This is a genomic window from Paraplanobispora siamensis (assembly GCF_016863175.1).
Taxonomy (GTDB): domain Bacteria; phylum Actinomycetota; class Actinomycetes; order Streptosporangiales; family Streptosporangiaceae; genus Planobispora; species Planobispora siamensis.
On the sequence record NZ_BOOJ01000022.1, the window covers coordinates 210,955 to 226,581 of the forward strand.

The window sequence follows — 15,627 nt, forward strand, 5'->3', positions numbered from 1 at the left end:
AAACCGCGATGGACTCATCTCGGATTGACCGGGCACAGTGCGTAGGGTCGCACTGAGGGGGAATCCGAGATGAAAGCGCTGGTCAAGGCCGAAGCCCGGCCGGGTCTGCAGCTGCTGGACGTACCCGAGCCCGAGGTCGGGCCCGGAGAGGTGCTGATCAAGGTGCTGCGCACCGGGATCTGCGGCACCGACCTGCACATCCGGAACTTCGACGCGTGGGCGCAGCAGACGCTGAGGCTCCCGCTCATCGTGGGGCACGAGTTCTGCGGCGAGGTCGTCGAGGTGGCTCCGGGCGTGACGGACGTCGCGGTCGGCGACCTGGTCAGCGGCGAGGGGCACATCGTCTGCGGCAAGTGCCGCAACTGCATGGCCGGGCGGCGGCACCTGTGCCGCAACACGATCGGGCTCGGGGTGAACCGCGACGGCGCCTTCGCCGAGTACGTGACGCTGCCGGCCTCCAACGTGTGGGTGCACCGGGTCCCGGTGGACCCCGACGTGGCCGCCATCTTCGACCCGTTCGGCAACGCCGTGCACACCGCCCTGTCGTTCTCGCTGGTCAGCGAGGACGTGCTGATCACCGGGGCCGGGCCGATCGGGCTGATGGCCGCGGCCGTGGCCACCCACGTCGGCGCGCGCAACGTGGTCATCACCGACGTCAGTCCCGAGCGCCTGGCCATCGCCGACAAGCTCGGGGTCAACCTGGCGCTGAACGTGGCCGAGACGTCCATCGCCGAGGGCATGGAGCGGCTCGGCATGCGCGAGGGCTTCGACGTGGGCCTGGAGATGTCCGGCAACCCGCAGGCGCTCCGCGACATGATCGCGAACATGACCCACGGCGGGAAGATCGCCATGCTGGGCCTTCCCGCCGAGGAGTTCGCCGTCGACTTCGCGACGGTCGTGACCTCGATGATCACGATCAAGGGCATCTACGGGCGGGAGATGTTCGAGACGTGGTACGCCATGTCGGTGCTCCTGGAGAAGGGCCTCGACCTGTCCCCCGTCATCACCGACCGCTTCTCCCACCGCGACTTCGAGGCGGCCTTCGACACCGCCGCGAGCGGCAAGACCGGCAAGATCATCATGGATTGGACGGCCTGATGTTCGACGACATCCGCGACGACCTGCGCGCCACCCTCGACGAGATCGCCTCCGCGGGCCTGCTCAAGCCGGAGCGGGTCATCACCACCCCGCAGCGGGCCGGCATCGCCGTCACCGCCGCGGGCGGGCCCCTCGAGGTGCTGAACTTCTGCGCCAACAACTACCTGGGCCTGGCCGACCACCCCGAGCTGGTGGCCGCCGCCAAGGAGGCACTGGACCGCTGGGGCTTCGGCATGGCCTCGGTCCGCTTCATCTGCGGCACCCAGGAGGTGCACAAGGAGCTGGAGGCGCGGCTGGCGGAGTTCCTCGGCCAGGAGGACACCGTCCTGTACAGCTCGTGCTTCGACGCCAACGGCGGAGTGTTCGAGACGCTGCTCGACGACCGCGACGCGGTGATCTCCGACGCGCTCAACCACGCGAGCATCATCGACGGCATCCGGCTGTGCAAGGCCCGCCGCCTGCGCTACGCCAACCGCGACATGGCCGAGCTGGAGGCCCGGCTCAAGGAGGCCGCCGACGCCCGGCGCAAGCTGATCGTCACCGACGGCGTGTTCTCCATGGACGGCTACTTCGCCCCGCTGGACGAGATCTGCGACCTGGCCGAGCGCTACGGCGCCATGGTCATGGTCGACGACTCGCACGCGGTCGGCTTCATCGGCGAGGGCGGCGCGGGCACCCCCGAGCTGTACGGCGTGCGCGACCGGGTCGACATCATCACCGGCACCCTCGGCAAGGCGCTCGGCGGGGCGAGCGGCGGCTACACGGCGGCCCGCAAGGAGATCTGCGAGCTGCTGCGCCAGCGTTCGCGCCCCTACCTGTTCTCCAACTCCCTCGCCCCGGTGATCGCCGCCACCTCGCTGCGCGTCCTGGAGATGATCAGCGGCTCCAGCGAGGCCCGCGAGCGGCTGCGCGCCAACACCGAGCGGTTCCGCACGAAGATGACCGAGGCGGGCTTCGACCTCCTGCCCGGCCACCACCCCATCGTCCCGGTGATGATCGGCGACGCGGCCCAGGCCGGCGCGATGGCCGAGCGCCTGCTCGAACAGGGCATCTACGTGATCGGCTTCTCCTACCCGGTGGTCCCGCACGGCCAGGCCCGCATCCGGGTCCAGCTCTCGGCGGCCCACTCCGCCGGGGACGTCGACCGGGCCGTGGAGGCGTTCGTCACCGCCCGGGGATAACCGCCCGGGGACGAGACCCGGAACGGCGTCCGGGAACGACGTCCGGGAACGACGTCCGGCTCCGGCCGGTGAATCGCGAGAGAGCACCGGCCGTCCTCCCCGACAATGGGAGGGTGATTGACACGCGTCGGCTGCGGACCCTGCGCGCGGTGGCCGACCACCGGACGGTCACCGCCGCGGCCGCGGCCCTGCACCTGACGCCCTCCGCCGTCTCCCAGCAGCTGGTCGCCCTGGAGCACGAGGTCGGCCACCGGCTGCTCGACCGCGACGGCCGCGGCGTGCGGCTCACCGCCGTGGGACGCATCCTGCTCGGGCACGCCAACGAGGTCCTGGCCCAGCTGGAGCGGGCCGGGGCCGACATCGCCGCCTACACGGCCGGTACGGCGGGCGAGGTGAAGGTCGCCTCCTTCGCCACCGCCATCGGCCTGGTGGTGGCCCCGGCGATGGGCCAGCTCCGGGAGAAGGAGCCGGGCATCCAGGTCCGGGTCCTGGACGCCGAGGGCGACCAGAGCCTCACCATGGTCCTGGACGGCGAGGTGGACCTCGCCGTCGCCGTCGAGTACCGCGGCGCCCCCGCCGAGGACGACCGGCGCCTGTCGCGCATCCCCCTGTACGCCGAGCCGTTCGACGTCGTCCTCCCCCGCGGCCACCGCCTGGCCGGGGACGCGCCCTGTCCGGCGGAGCCGATCGCCGTCGCGGATCTGGCCGGCGAGGTCTGGATCGGGCCCTACCCGGGCAACCCCTGCCACGACGTGATCGCGCTGGCCTGCGAGCACGCGGGGTTCACCCCGGACTTCGCGCACTCCTCCGACGACTTCAGCGCGGTGGTCGCGCTGGCCGCGGCGGGGGCGGGCGTGGCCATGGTGCCGCGCCTGGCGCTGCGCGGGGCGGACCTGTCCGGCGTGGTGATCCGCCCGGCCCCGGGCCCGCAGCGGCGGGTCTTCGCGGCGGTACGGCGCGGCGCCGAACGCCACCCCCTGCTCGTCCCCCTGCTCGACGCCCTCCACGACACCGCGGCGGCCCTGCGCCGTACCCCGCCGGCCTGACCGGGACCCCGGCCGGCCATCCGGGCCGGCGGTCCGGGCGCGTGGCCGCGGTCCCCCGGACGATTCAGCGGAGCACACCGAAACATCGCGCGGGATTCAACACTTCCGCCCCCGAACCCGTCTGGGAGGTGACGGACTCAGGAAGGCAGGGGTAAGTGGACGACGATTCCCGCTTCGAGGACTTCGTCGCCGAGCGGGCCGACGCACTGCTGCGCTACGGCTACGTCCTCAGCGGCAACCCGCACGACGCGGCGGACCTCACCCAGGAGGCGCTGATCCGGCTGCACCGCGCCTGGCCGCGGGTTCGCCGGAAGCACGAGCCGGAGAGCTACGTCCGCACGACCATGGCCCGGCTGCACGTCAGCGTCTGGCGGCTGCGCCGCCGTGAGCGGCTCGTGTGGGACCCGCCGGAGGGCTCCCACCTGGACGCGCTGCCCTCCGGCATCGAACAGGAGCTGTGGCGGACCCTTGGAACTCTGCCCCGCAAGCAGCGGGCCGTACTCGTCCTGCGCTACTACGAGCAACTGACCGACGAGGAGATCGCCGGGGTTCTCGGCGTCTCCAGGGGGACCGTCCGCAGCCACGCGTCCCTCGGCCTGGGCCGGCTCCGCTCAGCCGTACCGGACCCGGCGGGTCCCGGCCCGGAGGACCCGGCCGGCCCCGGCGCACCGAACCCGACAGCCACCGGCGGGAGGACCCGATGAGCGACCACCTGGAAGACAACCTCCGTACGACCCTCGGCCACGCCGCCGAACACGCTCCACGTGCCCCGGGCGCCCTGTCGGCGCACGTAGCGGCCCGCTCCCGGCGGCGCAGGGCGCGCGCGCAGACCCTGCTCGCGGCCGCCGCCGTCATGCTGGTGGCGGGCGGCGCCGGGATCGCCGTGCGCGGGATCGCGGACGGGCCCGTGACCCCCGCGGCAGGCCCGTTCCCGGCGCCGGGCAGCGGGAGCGCCTCCGGGGCGCCGTCCCCCTCAGGCGAACCGGTGGTGCCCGATCCGGTGGAGAAGGTCTGGCCGGAGGCCGTCTGGAAGATCCCGGCCAAGCTGTCCGACGGGCGCGAATTCCAGCCGCAGGCCTTCATCGACGACCGCACGCTGCTCCTGGAGACCTCGGAGGGCTTCGAGAAGGCCGACGCGATCTACTCCTACGATCTGGTCGAGCACCGGGTCCACAAGATCGCTGACATCGGCACCCCGAAGGGGGTGTTCGCCTCCGGTTACACGGTGGGCAACGGGCTGATCGTCTGGCAGACGATCGACGAGGCCGACGGCGACGAGAGCACCGCGCCCAGGACCACGGAGTTCTGGTCGGTCCCGGTCGAGGGGGGACGCCCCACGGCCATCCGCACGGACCGCCCGCTGAGGGGTGGGGCCGACAAGCTCACCGTGACCGGGGACAGGCTCGCCTTCTCCCTCGAACGGGGCGGTGTCTTCACGGTTCCTCTCGGGGGCGGGACCGTGGAGCCGGTGCCCGGAGCCGACAACCATCACATCTTGCGCTGGCCCTGGGTGGGTACGCCGGGCAGGCATCCGCGGGACGGGGCGACCGCGTTCGGAGAGCTGGTCAACGTCGAGAACGGCGATGTGGACGAGGCGGTCGTCCGGCCCGGCGAGCGAGATGTGAGGTGCGGCGTGACGGCATGCGTCGGCACGAGGCCCGACGGCGGATCCGCCTTCTTCCGCCTCCGCGACGGTTCCCGGGAACGCGACATCCCCGGCGGCGGGGAGCCGCCTGCGGGACTCGTCGCCGACCGCCTCCACACCGTGCGTCTGCCCGTGCCGCCCGGCGGGCAGTACCTGCACGACCTGGTCACCGGCAGGTCCGGCGACCTGGGGATCCGGCCCGACGCCAAGGGTCAGTCGGTCAGCGTGGAGCCCGGGATCGGCGACGGCCGCCTGGTGAGCTATCCGCTCAAGGGCGAGTATGTGATCATCGACCTCGCGAGGATCGCCGCGGAGAGTCCTGCGGGAACCTCATGAGAATCCGGTATGGACGCTCCGGGGGCGCCGGGGCACGCTGAACACGAGGACACCGGAGCGCACCGGGACCGCGGTGCCGGGAGGGAGCCGACCGCATGCGGATCGATCTGCTTGAGGACACCTGGGAGCGGGAGGTCCCGCACGACCAGTTCGCCTACCTGCGCAGGGAGGCTCCGGTCTTCTGGCACGACGTCCCGGACGACACCGGCTTCTGGGCCCTGACGCGTTACCACGACATCAGGACGGTCAGCCGCGACCACCAGACCTGGTCCACCGAGGCCGGCAGCACCTTCATCCGCACGCTCTCCCCGCAGGAGCTGGAGATCACCCGGATGATGCTGCTCACCATGGACCCGCCCAAGCAGACCCGCTACCGCAAGCTGGTCAGCGCGGGCTTCACCCCCCGCATGATCGGGAAGCTGGCGGAGACGATCCGGGAGCGCGCCGCGCGGATCGCCGACACGGTGGCCGAGAAGGGGGGCGAGGTCGAGTTCGTCTCCGACGTGGCCCAGCACCTCCCCCTCCAGACGATCTGCGCGATGGTCGGCGTGCCCGAGGCGGACCAGAAGATGATCTTCGACTGGTCCAACCGGATGATCGGTTTCCAGGATCCCGACTTCCTGACCAGCTCCGACGACAGCGACACCGCCGGGGCGGAGATGTTCGCCTACTGCGACGGGCTGGTCGCCGAGCGGCGCGCCGACCCCCGCGACGACATCCTGACCGTGCTGGTCCAGGCGGAGATCGACGGGGACCGGCTCACCTCCGACGAGATCGACGCCTTCTTCGTCATGCTCACCGTGGCCGGCAACGAGACGACCCGCAACCTGATCTCGCACGCCGTGCTGGCCCTGATCGAGCGCCCGGAGGTCTACCGCGAGCTGGCCGGGAACCTCGACGACGACGACCTGTGGCGCTCGGCCACCGAGGAGTTCCTGCGCTGGGGCTCCTCCATCCACAACTTCCGGCGTACGGCGCTGCGGGACACCGAGCTGCACGGTCAGAAGATCGCCGAGGGCGAGAAGATCGTCACCTACTACGCCTCCGCCAACTACGACGAGGAGGTGTTCACCGACCCCCGCACCCTCGACATCCGCCGCACCCCCAACGAGCACCTGACCTTCGGCGGCGGCGGTCCCCACTTCTGCCTGGGCGCGGGCCTGGCCCGCACCCAGATCACGGCGATGGTCCGCGAGCTGCTGCGGCGCTTCCCCGCCGCCGAGCTCACCGCCCCGCCCCGGCGCATGCGCTCCGACTTCATCAACGGCATCAAGCACATGCCGGTCCGCTTCCGGCTCTGAGCTGGGCCCGCCCGCCTTTCAGCGCCGGGCGATCGTGATCGCCTCGGTGAAGCGGCGGTGGCGGGCCAGCTCCTGCTCCACCGGCTCCAGCACGAGCGCGCGGGCCACCTCCCCCACGCTCGCGCGCAGCGCCTTGGCCGCCTTGCGCGCCCTGCGGCGGGCGCCGATCCAGGCGACGATCCGGGACAGCAGGGCCAGCACGAGGCCGAGCAGGATGCCGCCGAGCAGCAGCGCGGTGGGCCAGGGCAGCTCGCCCGCGGTCGGCACCGGCAGCTCGGGCAGACGGAGATAGTCCATGACGAACAGGCCGAGCAGCCACAGGGCGCCCGCCACCGCCGTGGCGAGCACCAGCCACTGGGCCGCCCCCGCCACCCGCCACCAGAGGGGCCGCCGGGACGCCCCGAGCGAGGTGGTGGCCACGGCCCGGTCGAGCCGGTCCTCCAGCTCGTTCACCCGCGACCGGGCCGCGTGCCGTACGGCGGCCGCCCACGCTTCCGGGAGTCCCGCCGAGGCGGCGGCGGCCGCGTCGCGGATCGCCGTGTCCATCTGGGAGCGCTGCACGGTGCCGGCCGTCGGGATCGAGGTTCGCCCGACCGCGTCCCCTGCGTTCTCCGGTCTCTCCGTGCCCGATGCCGGCTCCGACCGGCCCGCGGGCGTGCCGAGACGGAGCCTGCGGAGCGGATCCGGCCGGAGGCGGCGGATCCACCGGGTGACCGGCCAGCCGGTGGCGGCGACCGAGCGGTGCCGGTGCGCCTTGGCCACCGCCTCGACGACGAGCGGGACCCCGGCGGCCTGCGACAGCGCGGAGGTCAGCGGACCCGCCAGGGAGTCCGCGGGCACCTCCCGGACCGGCACGGGATCGGCCGGCGCCGGCCGCCGGGCCACCACCCCGCCACTCGCCGATCCGCCCGTGACCTCCCGGCCGCCCTTCGACAGACCGCCCTCCGATCCGCCCGTGGCCTCCCGGCCGCCCTTCGCCCGGCCGCCTGCCGATCCATCCGTGATCTCCCGGCCGCCCTTCGACAGACCGCCCTCCGGCCCGCCGGTGATCTCCCGGCCGTCCGGCGGCCGGAGGCCGGCGCCGTCCCCGCCCGGCCCGTGCGCCGCGCCGGCCAGGACGTCGGCGGCGGAGCCCACGTCGGCGGACAGGCGGGCGGCCCAGGAGCGCCGGTCGGCGACCCGTGAGGCGAGCAGGGAGCGCAGGTCGGGAACGCCCGCGCCGGTGCGCGCCGAGACACCGATCACCGGCACCCCGCCCAGGCCGTCCTCGGCGAGCAGCCGCCGCAGGTCCGCCAGGCACCGCTCCACCGCGGCCGGGGCGAGCCGGTCGATCTGGTTCAGGACGACCACCATGACGTCCCGGTGCCGGGCCAGGGGCTTGAGATAGCGGTCGTGCACGGCCGCGTCGGCGTACTTCTGCGGGTCGAGCACCCACACCAGCAGGTCGACGAGCCGGGCGAGCCGGTCCACCTCCAGACGGTGCGCCAGCTCGATCGAGTCGTGGTCGGGCAGGTCGAGCAGGACCAGCCCGGCCAGCTCCTCCTCCCCGTCGCCTCCGGCACGCGCGGCCCCGTCCCAGGGCGCCGCGCCGTCGGCCGCACCGTCCCCGCCGCCCACCTCGTGCCGGCGGGGGATCTCCAGCCAGTCGAGCAGCGGCCCCGACCCGGCTCCCCGCCACAGGGCGGCCTGCGCGGTGGAGGTGGTCGGCCGGGTCACGCCGACCGTGGCGAGGGAGGTGCCGGACAGCAGGTTGAACAGCGACGACTTGCCGCTCCCCGTGGCTCCGGCCAGCGCCGCCACGGTGTGGTCCACCGACATGCTCCGCCGTACCCCGGCCCGGGAGATCACGGCGCGCGCCTGCGCCACCGCCTCGCCGTCCAGCCGCCCCTCGGCCGCCCCGGCGGCATCCTCCAGGGCCGCCAGCCGGTCGTCCAGGGAGATCGAGCTCTCGCGCCGCAGCAGCTTCACCTCTCGCCCACCTCCCGACCGGCCGCCCTCCGCTCGGCCGCCTCCCCGTCCACCGGTACGGCTGCCTTCCGCCCGGCCGGCACGGCCGCTTCTCCCTCCACCGCCCGCGCCGCGGCGCGCAGGGCCGGGGCGGTCGTCTCCGGGGGCTCGACGGCGTCCAGCAGGGCGGTGAAGCGCGCGGCCTCCGCGTGCAGGATGTCCTCCACGCGGGTGCGCAGGTCGTCGCGGGCCTTGGTGGTCAGGGTGCGCACGGCCTGGTCGCCGAAGACGGCCTCCAGGAGCTTCTGGCTGAGCACGCTGGTCCCTCCGGCGATGCCGACCTCCAGTCCGGTCAGCCCGCCGGTGGAGGCGAACACCGCGATCATCAGCAGCAGGCCCGCCCCGTTGACGCCGAACGAGGCGATCCTGGCGGTGGTGCGCCGCTCCGTTCCCTCCTCGCGGACCAGGTCCAGCACGTACGCCTGCCAGTCCCTGACCGCCGTCTCCGCGGCCCGGCGCAGTCCCGCCGAGGCCCGGCCGAGCCGACCGGCCTCCACCGCCCCCGCCCCCTCCAGCAGCGTCCGCCCGGCGGGCAGGGACGACCACGCCTCCAGTGCGCGCTCGGCGGCGCCGTCGGCCGCCGCCCTGATCAGCGCCTCCACGCCGGTCTCCAGCGCCACCCGCAGCTCGTTCTCCGGCGCGGGCCGCCCGGTGAACAGGGCGACCAGGCGGTCGCGCAGCCGGCCCACCCGGCTCTCCAGGGAGCGCATCAGGTCGCCGGTGCCGATGAAGTCCTGCCAGCGGGCCAGCACCTCGCCGCGCAGCAGCGAGCCGTCCAGCATGCCCTCGTCGAAGGAGGCCAGCCCGGCGGCGTAGGCGGCGGTGATCGCCTCGCGCAGCTCCCCGGCCGCGGCACGCTGGCGGTCCACGGCGTCGGCGAGCGCGGGGACCCGTACAGCCAGGCTCTCCAGCGCCCCCGACAGGGTCTGGCGCACCACGTCGGCCCGCGCCTGGGCGTCGGCCGCGATGCCGGCCAGCCAGTCGGCGACCGGCCCGACCGCCGGGAGCGGCAGCCGGGCGTTCTCCTCCGGCAGCGTCAGCTCCGGCACCTCGAACAGGCGCGTCCCGCCCAGCCCGTTGGCCTCCAGCAGCCGGGCCAGGTCGGCGGCGACCACGCCCCGCGCCTCCGGCGGGACCCGGGACAGGATCACCGCCAGCGCCGTGCTGCGCTCCCGCGCCGCGCGCAGGAAGCTCCAGGGCACCTCGTCGGCGTAGCGGGCGGCGGTGGTGGTGAACAGCCACAGGTCCGCGGCGGCGAGCAGCTGGGCGGCCAGCTCCCGGTTGGCCGCGACGACCGAGTCGATGTCCGGGGCGTCGAGCAGGGCCAGGCCGGGCCTGAGCGCCTCGGCGACGACCACCCGCAGCGTGCCCGGCTCGCCCCTGCCGCTCCCGGTGACGCGGGCGAGGCCGGGCAGGACGCTCTGGGAGGTGAACCAGTCGAGGTCGGCGGGGCTGGTCACCAGCGTGGGCGCCAGGGTGGTGGGGCGCAGCACGCCGGGCTCGGTGACGTCGGCCTCGACCAGGGAGTTCACCAGTGTGGACTTGCCCGCCCCGGTGGAGCCGCCGACGACGGCCAGGAGCGGGGCGTCGATCGCGCTCAGGCGGGGAATGAGATAGTCGTCGAGCTGACCGGTCAGCTCCCGCAGCGCCCTGCGGTCGGCCTCGACGTCTCCGACCGCGAGCGGGAACAGGTCACGGTCGAGATGACGCCGCAACTCCCGCAGCGCCGTGAGCCTGTTGTCGTTCGCCTCCACAGGACCGGTCATTCCCGGCGAACAAGGCCCTAGACATGATTGTGCCCCACCACTCGACCGGGTCACGGGGGCGAACCCGGTAAAGCGGTGGGGCCGGCCCCGGCATCCGCAGGAAGGACCGGCAGCGGACTCGTCTCCCCCGCAGCTGGAGACGAGTCCCGGACCTTCCCCGTACTCCGGGGTGATCTGGGGTCATCTATCTCTATTGGAACGCATCAACCTCAATGCCAGGTGCGGCCTTCCTGAAAATTAGCTGAACGTTCAATCACCTTGAGGAGGCCTGAGAACGTATCCCACGCCGCGCAGGGTGTGGATCAACCGGGGCTCGGCCGTGTCGATCTTCCGCCGCAGGTAGGAGACGTAGGACTCCACGACCCCGGCGTCGCCGCCGAAGTCGTAGTTCCACACGTGGTCGAGGATCTGCGCCTTGGACAGCACCCGGCCGGTGTTGACCATGAGGTAGTGCAGGAGCTTGAACTCCGTCGGCGACAGCCGTACCACCTCGCCGGCCTTCCAGACCTGGTGGGCCTCCTCGTCCAGCTCCAGGTCCCCGACCCGCAGGCGGACCGGCAGGTCCAGGTCTCCCCGGGTACGGCGGAGCACGGCCCGGATCCTGGCCAGGACCTCCTCCAGGCTGAAGGGCTTGGTCACGTAGTCGTCGGCCACCTTCAGACCGGTCACCTTGTCGTCGGTGGCGTCCCTGGCCGTCAGGAAGAGCACGGGCATCTGCCCGCCCATCTCCCGCAGCCGCCCCGCCACCGCGAATCCGTCCATGTCCGGCAGCATCACGTCGAGCACGACGAGATCGGGGCGGATCCGCTCGGCGAACTGCACCGCCTCCCTGCCGTCCACCGCGGTCATGACCTCGAAACCGGACAGGCGCAGGCTGGCGGAGAGCAGTTCCCGGATGTTCGGTTCGTCGTCCACCACCAACAGGCGGGCCTCAACTCTGTCCAGCACATCCACGAGGCTCTCCCACCTCTCTGGAGAGCGGCTCAGCCCTGGCTGAACGTTTCCTGAGAGGAGTCTCAGCGTCCACGCGCGGCTCCCCCGCCGATCGACCCGGCACCTTCCGGGAGGGCTCAGTCGGTCTCGGGGGCGAGGGGGAGGACGACCCGGAAGGTCGCCCCCTTGCCGGGGACGGACTCCACGCCCACCGTGCCGCCGTGCGCCTCGACCATGGCGGCGACGATGGACAGGCCCAGGCCGCTGCCTCCGGCGGAGGGGTCGCGGCGGCCGCGGGCGGAGTCGGCGCGGTAGAAGCGTTCGAAGACGCGCTCGCGCTGCTCGGCGGTGAGGCCCGGGCCCTCGTCGGCCACCTCGATGACGGCCGTGCCGTCCCGCGCGCGGAGCGTGATCCGGACGGGGGTGCCCTCCGGGGTGTGGGTGAGCGCGTTGGTCATCAGGTTGCCCACGACCTGGCGCAGCCGTACCTCGTCGCCCATGACGATCAGCGCGGCCCCGTCGACCGAGAGCGTGATCTCCCGTTCCGGGGCCAGGATCCGGGCGTCGTGGACCGCGTCGGCGGCGATGGCCAGCAGGTCCACCGGGCGCATGGACATCGGCCGCTGCTGGTCCAGCCGGGCCAGCATCAGCATGTCGTCCACGAGCAGGCCCATCCTGACCGCCTCCGACTCCATCCGGGCCATCAGCGGCGCGGCGTCGATGTCGGGCGCCTGCCGGTAGAACTCGGCGAAGCCGCGGATCGAGGTCAGCGGCGTGCGGAGTTCGTGGGAGGCGTCGGCGACGAACCTGCGCATCCGCTCCTCGGACCTGCGGGCCGCCGTCTCCGACTCCGACCGGGCCCGGAACGCCGCCTCGATCTGGGCGAGCATCCCGTTCAGCGACCGGCCCAGGCGGCCGACCTCGGTGTTCGGATCCACGTCGGGGATGCGGCGGCTCAGGTCTCCGGCGGCGATCGCCTCGGCCGTGCGCTCGATCTCCTCCAGCGGGCGCAGGCTGCGCCGGATGACCGCCACACCCGCCCCGGCCAGCGCCAGCATCAGGCCGCCGCCGCCGAGGAGCTCGATCAGGGCGAGCTGGCCGACGATCTGCCGGACCTCCGCCATGTCGACGGCCACGACCATGCTTCCCCCGGTGTCCAGCCGGATGACGCGGACCCGCCACTCCCCGATGCTGTACAGCCCCGCCGCCGCGTCGCCGCGCACCGGCGGGATCTCCCTGCCCTCCACGTCCGCCCCGCTGAGCGGGACGATCACCCGTCCGTCGGCGCCGCGGAGCTCCGCCTTCATGTCGGGCGGCATGATCTTGTTCGCCAGGTCGAACGGGGCCGGGCGGTTCAGGCGGCGCAGCAGGTTGCCGGTGGTGATGTCGATCTGGCTGTCCACCCGGTCGATCAGGTAGCCCCGCATGATCGAGACGCTGCCCACGCCGATCAGGAGCAGCGCGATGGCCAGCAGTACGAGGATGACGGCGATGAGCTTGACGCGGAGGGGGGTGCGGGTGAGCATCACGGACTCGGTGGGAGGCGGAGCACGTAACCGACCCCGCGCAACGTGTGGATCATGCGGGGGTCGGTGTTGTCTATCTTCCGGCGGAGCACGGAGACATAGGATTCCACGATCCCCACGTCACCGCGGAAGTCGTAGTCCCAGACGTGGTCGAGGATCTGCGCCTTGGACAGCACCCGCCCGGCGTTCGCCATGAAGTAGCGCAGCAGCTTGAACTCCGTCGGCGACAGCGCCACGGCCTTGCCCTTGCGCCACACCTCGTGGCTCTCCTCGTCGAGCTCGATGTCGGCGAAGGTGAGCCGGGGCGGCCGGGCGAGCGGGTCTCCCCCGCCGGTACGGCGCAGCACGGCCCGGATCCGGGCCACGACCTCCTCCAGGCTGAACGGCTTGGTGACGTAGTCGTCCCCGCCGACGGTCAGGCCGCGGATCTTGTCCTCGACGGCGTCGCGGGCGGTGAGGAACAGCACGGGCGTGTCGGTGCCGCCGCCGCGCAGCCGCCGTACGACGTCGAAGCCGTTCATGTCCGGGAGCATCACGTCGAGCACGATGAGGTCCGGGCGGTGACGCTGGACGGCCGCGACGGCGTCGGTGCCGTTGCCTGCGGTGTTCACCCCGAATCCGGCGAACCGCAGGCTCGCGGCGAGGAGTTCGAGGATGTTGGGCTCGTCCTCGACGATCAGCAGGCGGGCTTCGGGGGATTCGCTCACGGGAATTATCTTCACCCGCCCACATGAGAAAGCCGTTAAGAGGACAGAACAGAGGTTATCCCCACCAGGTGCCTGGCTATCGCCAGGCTGGACGTCGCCGCAGGGGAGGGAGCGTTTCTGAGCAGAGCGATCCGGCCGTGCGCGTCCATCACGAAATCATCAGACAGGCTCCCGTCGCGGGCCACCGCCTGCGCCCGGACGCCCCCGGCGGTCCTGACGAGGTCGGCCCCGGTCAGCTCGGGAACGTAGCGGCGCGCGGCCCTCAGGAAGGCGCCCCTGGCCAGGGACCCGGCCACCTCCCTGATCCCGGTCCGCCAGTGCCGTACGGCCATCCTCCGGGCGCCCTCCCAGGCCGCGATCCGGCGCAGGTCGCCGAGATCGACGTCACGCCATGAGTAGCCCTCCAGGGCCAGCGCCATCACCGCGTTGGGGCCGACCAGCACCTCGCCGTCGATCCGCCGGGTCAGGTGCACCCCGAGGAACGGGTAGCGGGGGTCGGGCACCGGGTAGATCAGGCCTCGGACCAGGTGCCTGGCCCCGTCGGCCAGCGCGTAGTACTCCCCGCGGAAGGGGACGATCCGCACGTCCCCCTCGACCCCGGCCATCCGGGCGACGGCGTCGGTGCCGAGCCCGGCGCAGACGACCAGCCCGTCGAAGCCCAGCCTGCGCCGCCCGTCCGGGCCGTCGGTCAGCACCTCCACCCCGCTCGCGGTCTCCCGCAGCGCGCGGACCGTGTGCGAGAGCCGTACCGCCCCTCCCGCCTTCTCCACGTCGCGGGCCAGGCAGCGGGCGACCTCGGAAAAGTCGACGATCGCGGTGTGCGGGGAGTGCAGGGCGGCCACCCCGACGGCGTGCGGCTCGATCTCCCGCAGGCCCAGCGCGTCCAGCTCGGCGAGACCGGGGACGCCGTTGTCCCGGGCGCGCTCGGCGATGGCCCGCAGGCCGGACCGCTCGGCGGCGGTGGAGGCGATGACGAGCTTGCCGGCCTCGTCGTAGGGGATGGCGTGCTCGGCGCAGTACTCCCGCAGGAGCGCGACGCCGTCCCGGCAGAGCTTCGCCTTGAGCGAGCCCGGCCGGTAGTACAGACCCGCGTGCACGACCCCGCTGTTGTGCCCGGTCTGGTGGGCCGCGACGCGGTCCTCCTTGTCGAGGACCGTCACCCGGGCGCCGCGGGTCAGCGCGAGCTCCCGGGCGATCGCCAGACCGACGATGCCCGCGCCCACGACCCCGATGTTCATGACAGGACCTCCTCAAGAGCCCGGGACGCGCATTCCCGAAAGCTAGCGGCTACCCGGCCGCAGGAGAAGAGAGATGGGGTAGGAGGCCCCGGGACGGGGAAACGGCTCTGTGGAACCCCCGCTTCCGGGCAGAAAAATAAACCGGGTTTGATTTTGAACCGAGTTCGTTTTTATGGTGGGAAGATGACGGGCTTACGGGAACGGAAGAAGGAACAGACCCGGCGGCGGATCGCCGAGGTGGCCCTGCGGATGTTCGCCGAACGCGGCTTCGAGGCCGTGACGGTCAACGAGATCGCCGAGGCCGCGGAGGTCGCGAAGGTGACCTTGTTCAAGTACTTCCCCACCAAGGAGTCGCTCGTTCTGCGCGGAGTGGGCGAGGAGGACCTGGCCGGCATCGTCGCCGGACGCCCGCCCGGGCACTCGCCCCTCGAGGCGTTGCGGGCGCACTGCATGGCCCTGGTCGCCTCCTCCGCGGTGACGCGGGACATGGACGAGCTGGTCGCCCGGGTCCAGGTGATCCTCGGCAGCCCGGCACTGAGAGCCGGCGCCGGCGCCCTCCTCTACCGGCAGCGCCGCGCGCTGGCGAAGGCGCTGGCCGAGGAGCACGAGGAGACGGTCGCGGCCCTGATGGCGGCCCAGATCACCGCCTGCCTGCACACCGTCCAGGAGGAGTTCTTCCAGCGCCTGGCGGCCGGGGCCGCGCCGGAGGCGGCCTACGACCACCTGGCGGGGGACGTCAAGCTCGCCTTCGACCTGCTGGAGCACGGCATCGGACCGCGGTCGCCGCGGCTGTCCGGCGGTCGTCCCGGCGAGTCCGGCGGGCGCTGAAAGCGGTGCCCGGCG

The 15,627-nt window shown here is 72.8% G+C and carries 13 protein-coding genes; 7 read left to right on the plus strand and 6 right to left on the minus strand.

The genetic code is table 11. From position 1 onward, the window contains the following. Positions 1-69 precede the first annotated feature (69 nt). From tdh to Psi01_RS11875, 6 genes are all read left to right on the plus strand, one after another. Positions 70-1,098 carry an L-threonine 3-dehydrogenase gene (gene tdh / locus Psi01_RS11850; protein ID WP_204064005.1) on the plus strand — a complete coding sequence of 343 codons (1,029 nt, stop codon included), beginning with the start codon at positions 70-72 and terminating at the stop codon, positions 1,096-1,098. After that, positions 1,098-2,279 (plus strand): glycine C-acetyltransferase, encoded by a 1,182-nt coding sequence (locus tag Psi01_RS11855; protein ID WP_204064067.1) that lies wholly within the window; start codon positions 1,098-1,100, stop codon positions 2,277-2,279. The genes tdh and Psi01_RS11855 overlap by 1 nt, the downstream gene beginning before the upstream one ends. 113 nt (positions 2,280-2,392) lie before the next feature. Further along, positions 2,393-3,325, plus strand: a complete 933-nt coding sequence (locus Psi01_RS11860) for a LysR family transcriptional regulator (RefSeq protein ID WP_204064006.1) — start codon at positions 2,393-2,395, stop codon at positions 3,323-3,325. 155 nt (positions 3,326-3,480) lie between these two features. Continuing rightward, positions 3,481-4,029 (plus strand): SigE family RNA polymerase sigma factor, encoded by a 549-nt coding sequence (locus Psi01_RS11865; protein WP_204064007.1) that lies wholly within the window; start codon positions 3,481-3,483, stop codon positions 4,027-4,029. Further along, positions 4,026-5,306 (plus strand): hypothetical protein, encoded by a 1,281-nt coding sequence (locus Psi01_RS11870; RefSeq protein ID WP_204064008.1) that lies wholly within the window; start codon positions 4,026-4,028, stop codon positions 5,304-5,306. Before Psi01_RS11865 ends, Psi01_RS11870 begins: the two co-directional genes overlap by 4 nt. A 95-nt stretch (positions 5,307-5,401) precedes the next feature. Further along, entirely contained in the window at positions 5,402-6,607 is a 1,206-nt protein-coding gene (locus tag Psi01_RS11875) for a cytochrome P450 (RefSeq protein WP_204064009.1), read from the plus strand. 18 nt (positions 6,608-6,625) lie between these two features. Here the strand turns inward: Psi01_RS11875 and Psi01_RS43290 are convergent, their stop codons facing one another. From Psi01_RS43290 to lhgD, 6 genes are all read right to left on the minus strand, one after another. Then, the gene (locus tag Psi01_RS43290; protein ID WP_239127519.1) at positions 6,626-8,575 is read right to left on the minus strand and encodes a GTPase; all 1,950 of its coding nucleotides are present in this window, start codon (positions 8,573-8,575) and stop codon (positions 6,626-6,628) included. Beyond that, the gene (locus Psi01_RS11885) at positions 8,572-10,380 is read right to left on the minus strand and encodes a P-loop NTPase family protein (protein ID WP_239127522.1); all 1,809 of its coding nucleotides are present in this window, start codon (positions 10,378-10,380) and stop codon (positions 8,572-8,574) included. Before Psi01_RS11885 ends, Psi01_RS43290 begins: the two co-directional genes overlap by 4 nt. 249 nt (positions 10,381-10,629) lie before the next feature. Continuing rightward, entirely contained in the window at positions 10,630-11,334 is a 705-nt protein-coding gene (locus tag Psi01_RS11890) for a response regulator transcription factor (protein WP_204064010.1), read from the minus strand. 116 nt (positions 11,335-11,450) lie between these two features. Further along, positions 11,451-12,839 (minus strand): sensor histidine kinase, encoded by a 1,389-nt coding sequence (locus Psi01_RS11895; protein ID WP_204064011.1) that lies wholly within the window; start codon positions 12,837-12,839, stop codon positions 11,451-11,453. Beyond that, on the minus strand, positions 12,839-13,546 hold the full coding sequence (locus Psi01_RS11900; protein ID WP_204064012.1) for a response regulator transcription factor: 708 nt from the start codon (positions 13,544-13,546) through the stop codon (positions 12,839-12,841). The genes Psi01_RS11895 and Psi01_RS11900 overlap by 1 nt, the downstream gene beginning before the upstream one ends. 35 nt (positions 13,547-13,581) lie before the next feature. Continuing rightward, complete coding sequence (gene lhgD, locus Psi01_RS11905) at positions 13,582-14,784, minus strand: L-2-hydroxyglutarate dehydrogenase (RefSeq protein ID WP_204064013.1); 1,203 nt, start codon at positions 14,782-14,784, stop codon at positions 13,582-13,584. Between the two features lie 183 nt (positions 14,785-14,967). Between lhgD and Psi01_RS11910 the strand changes: the two genes are divergently transcribed. Then, a complete protein-coding gene (locus Psi01_RS11910; protein WP_204064014.1) occupies positions 14,968-15,612 on the plus strand; it encodes a TetR family transcriptional regulator in 645 nt (214 codons plus the stop codon). Positions 15,613-15,627 lie beyond the last annotated feature (15 nt).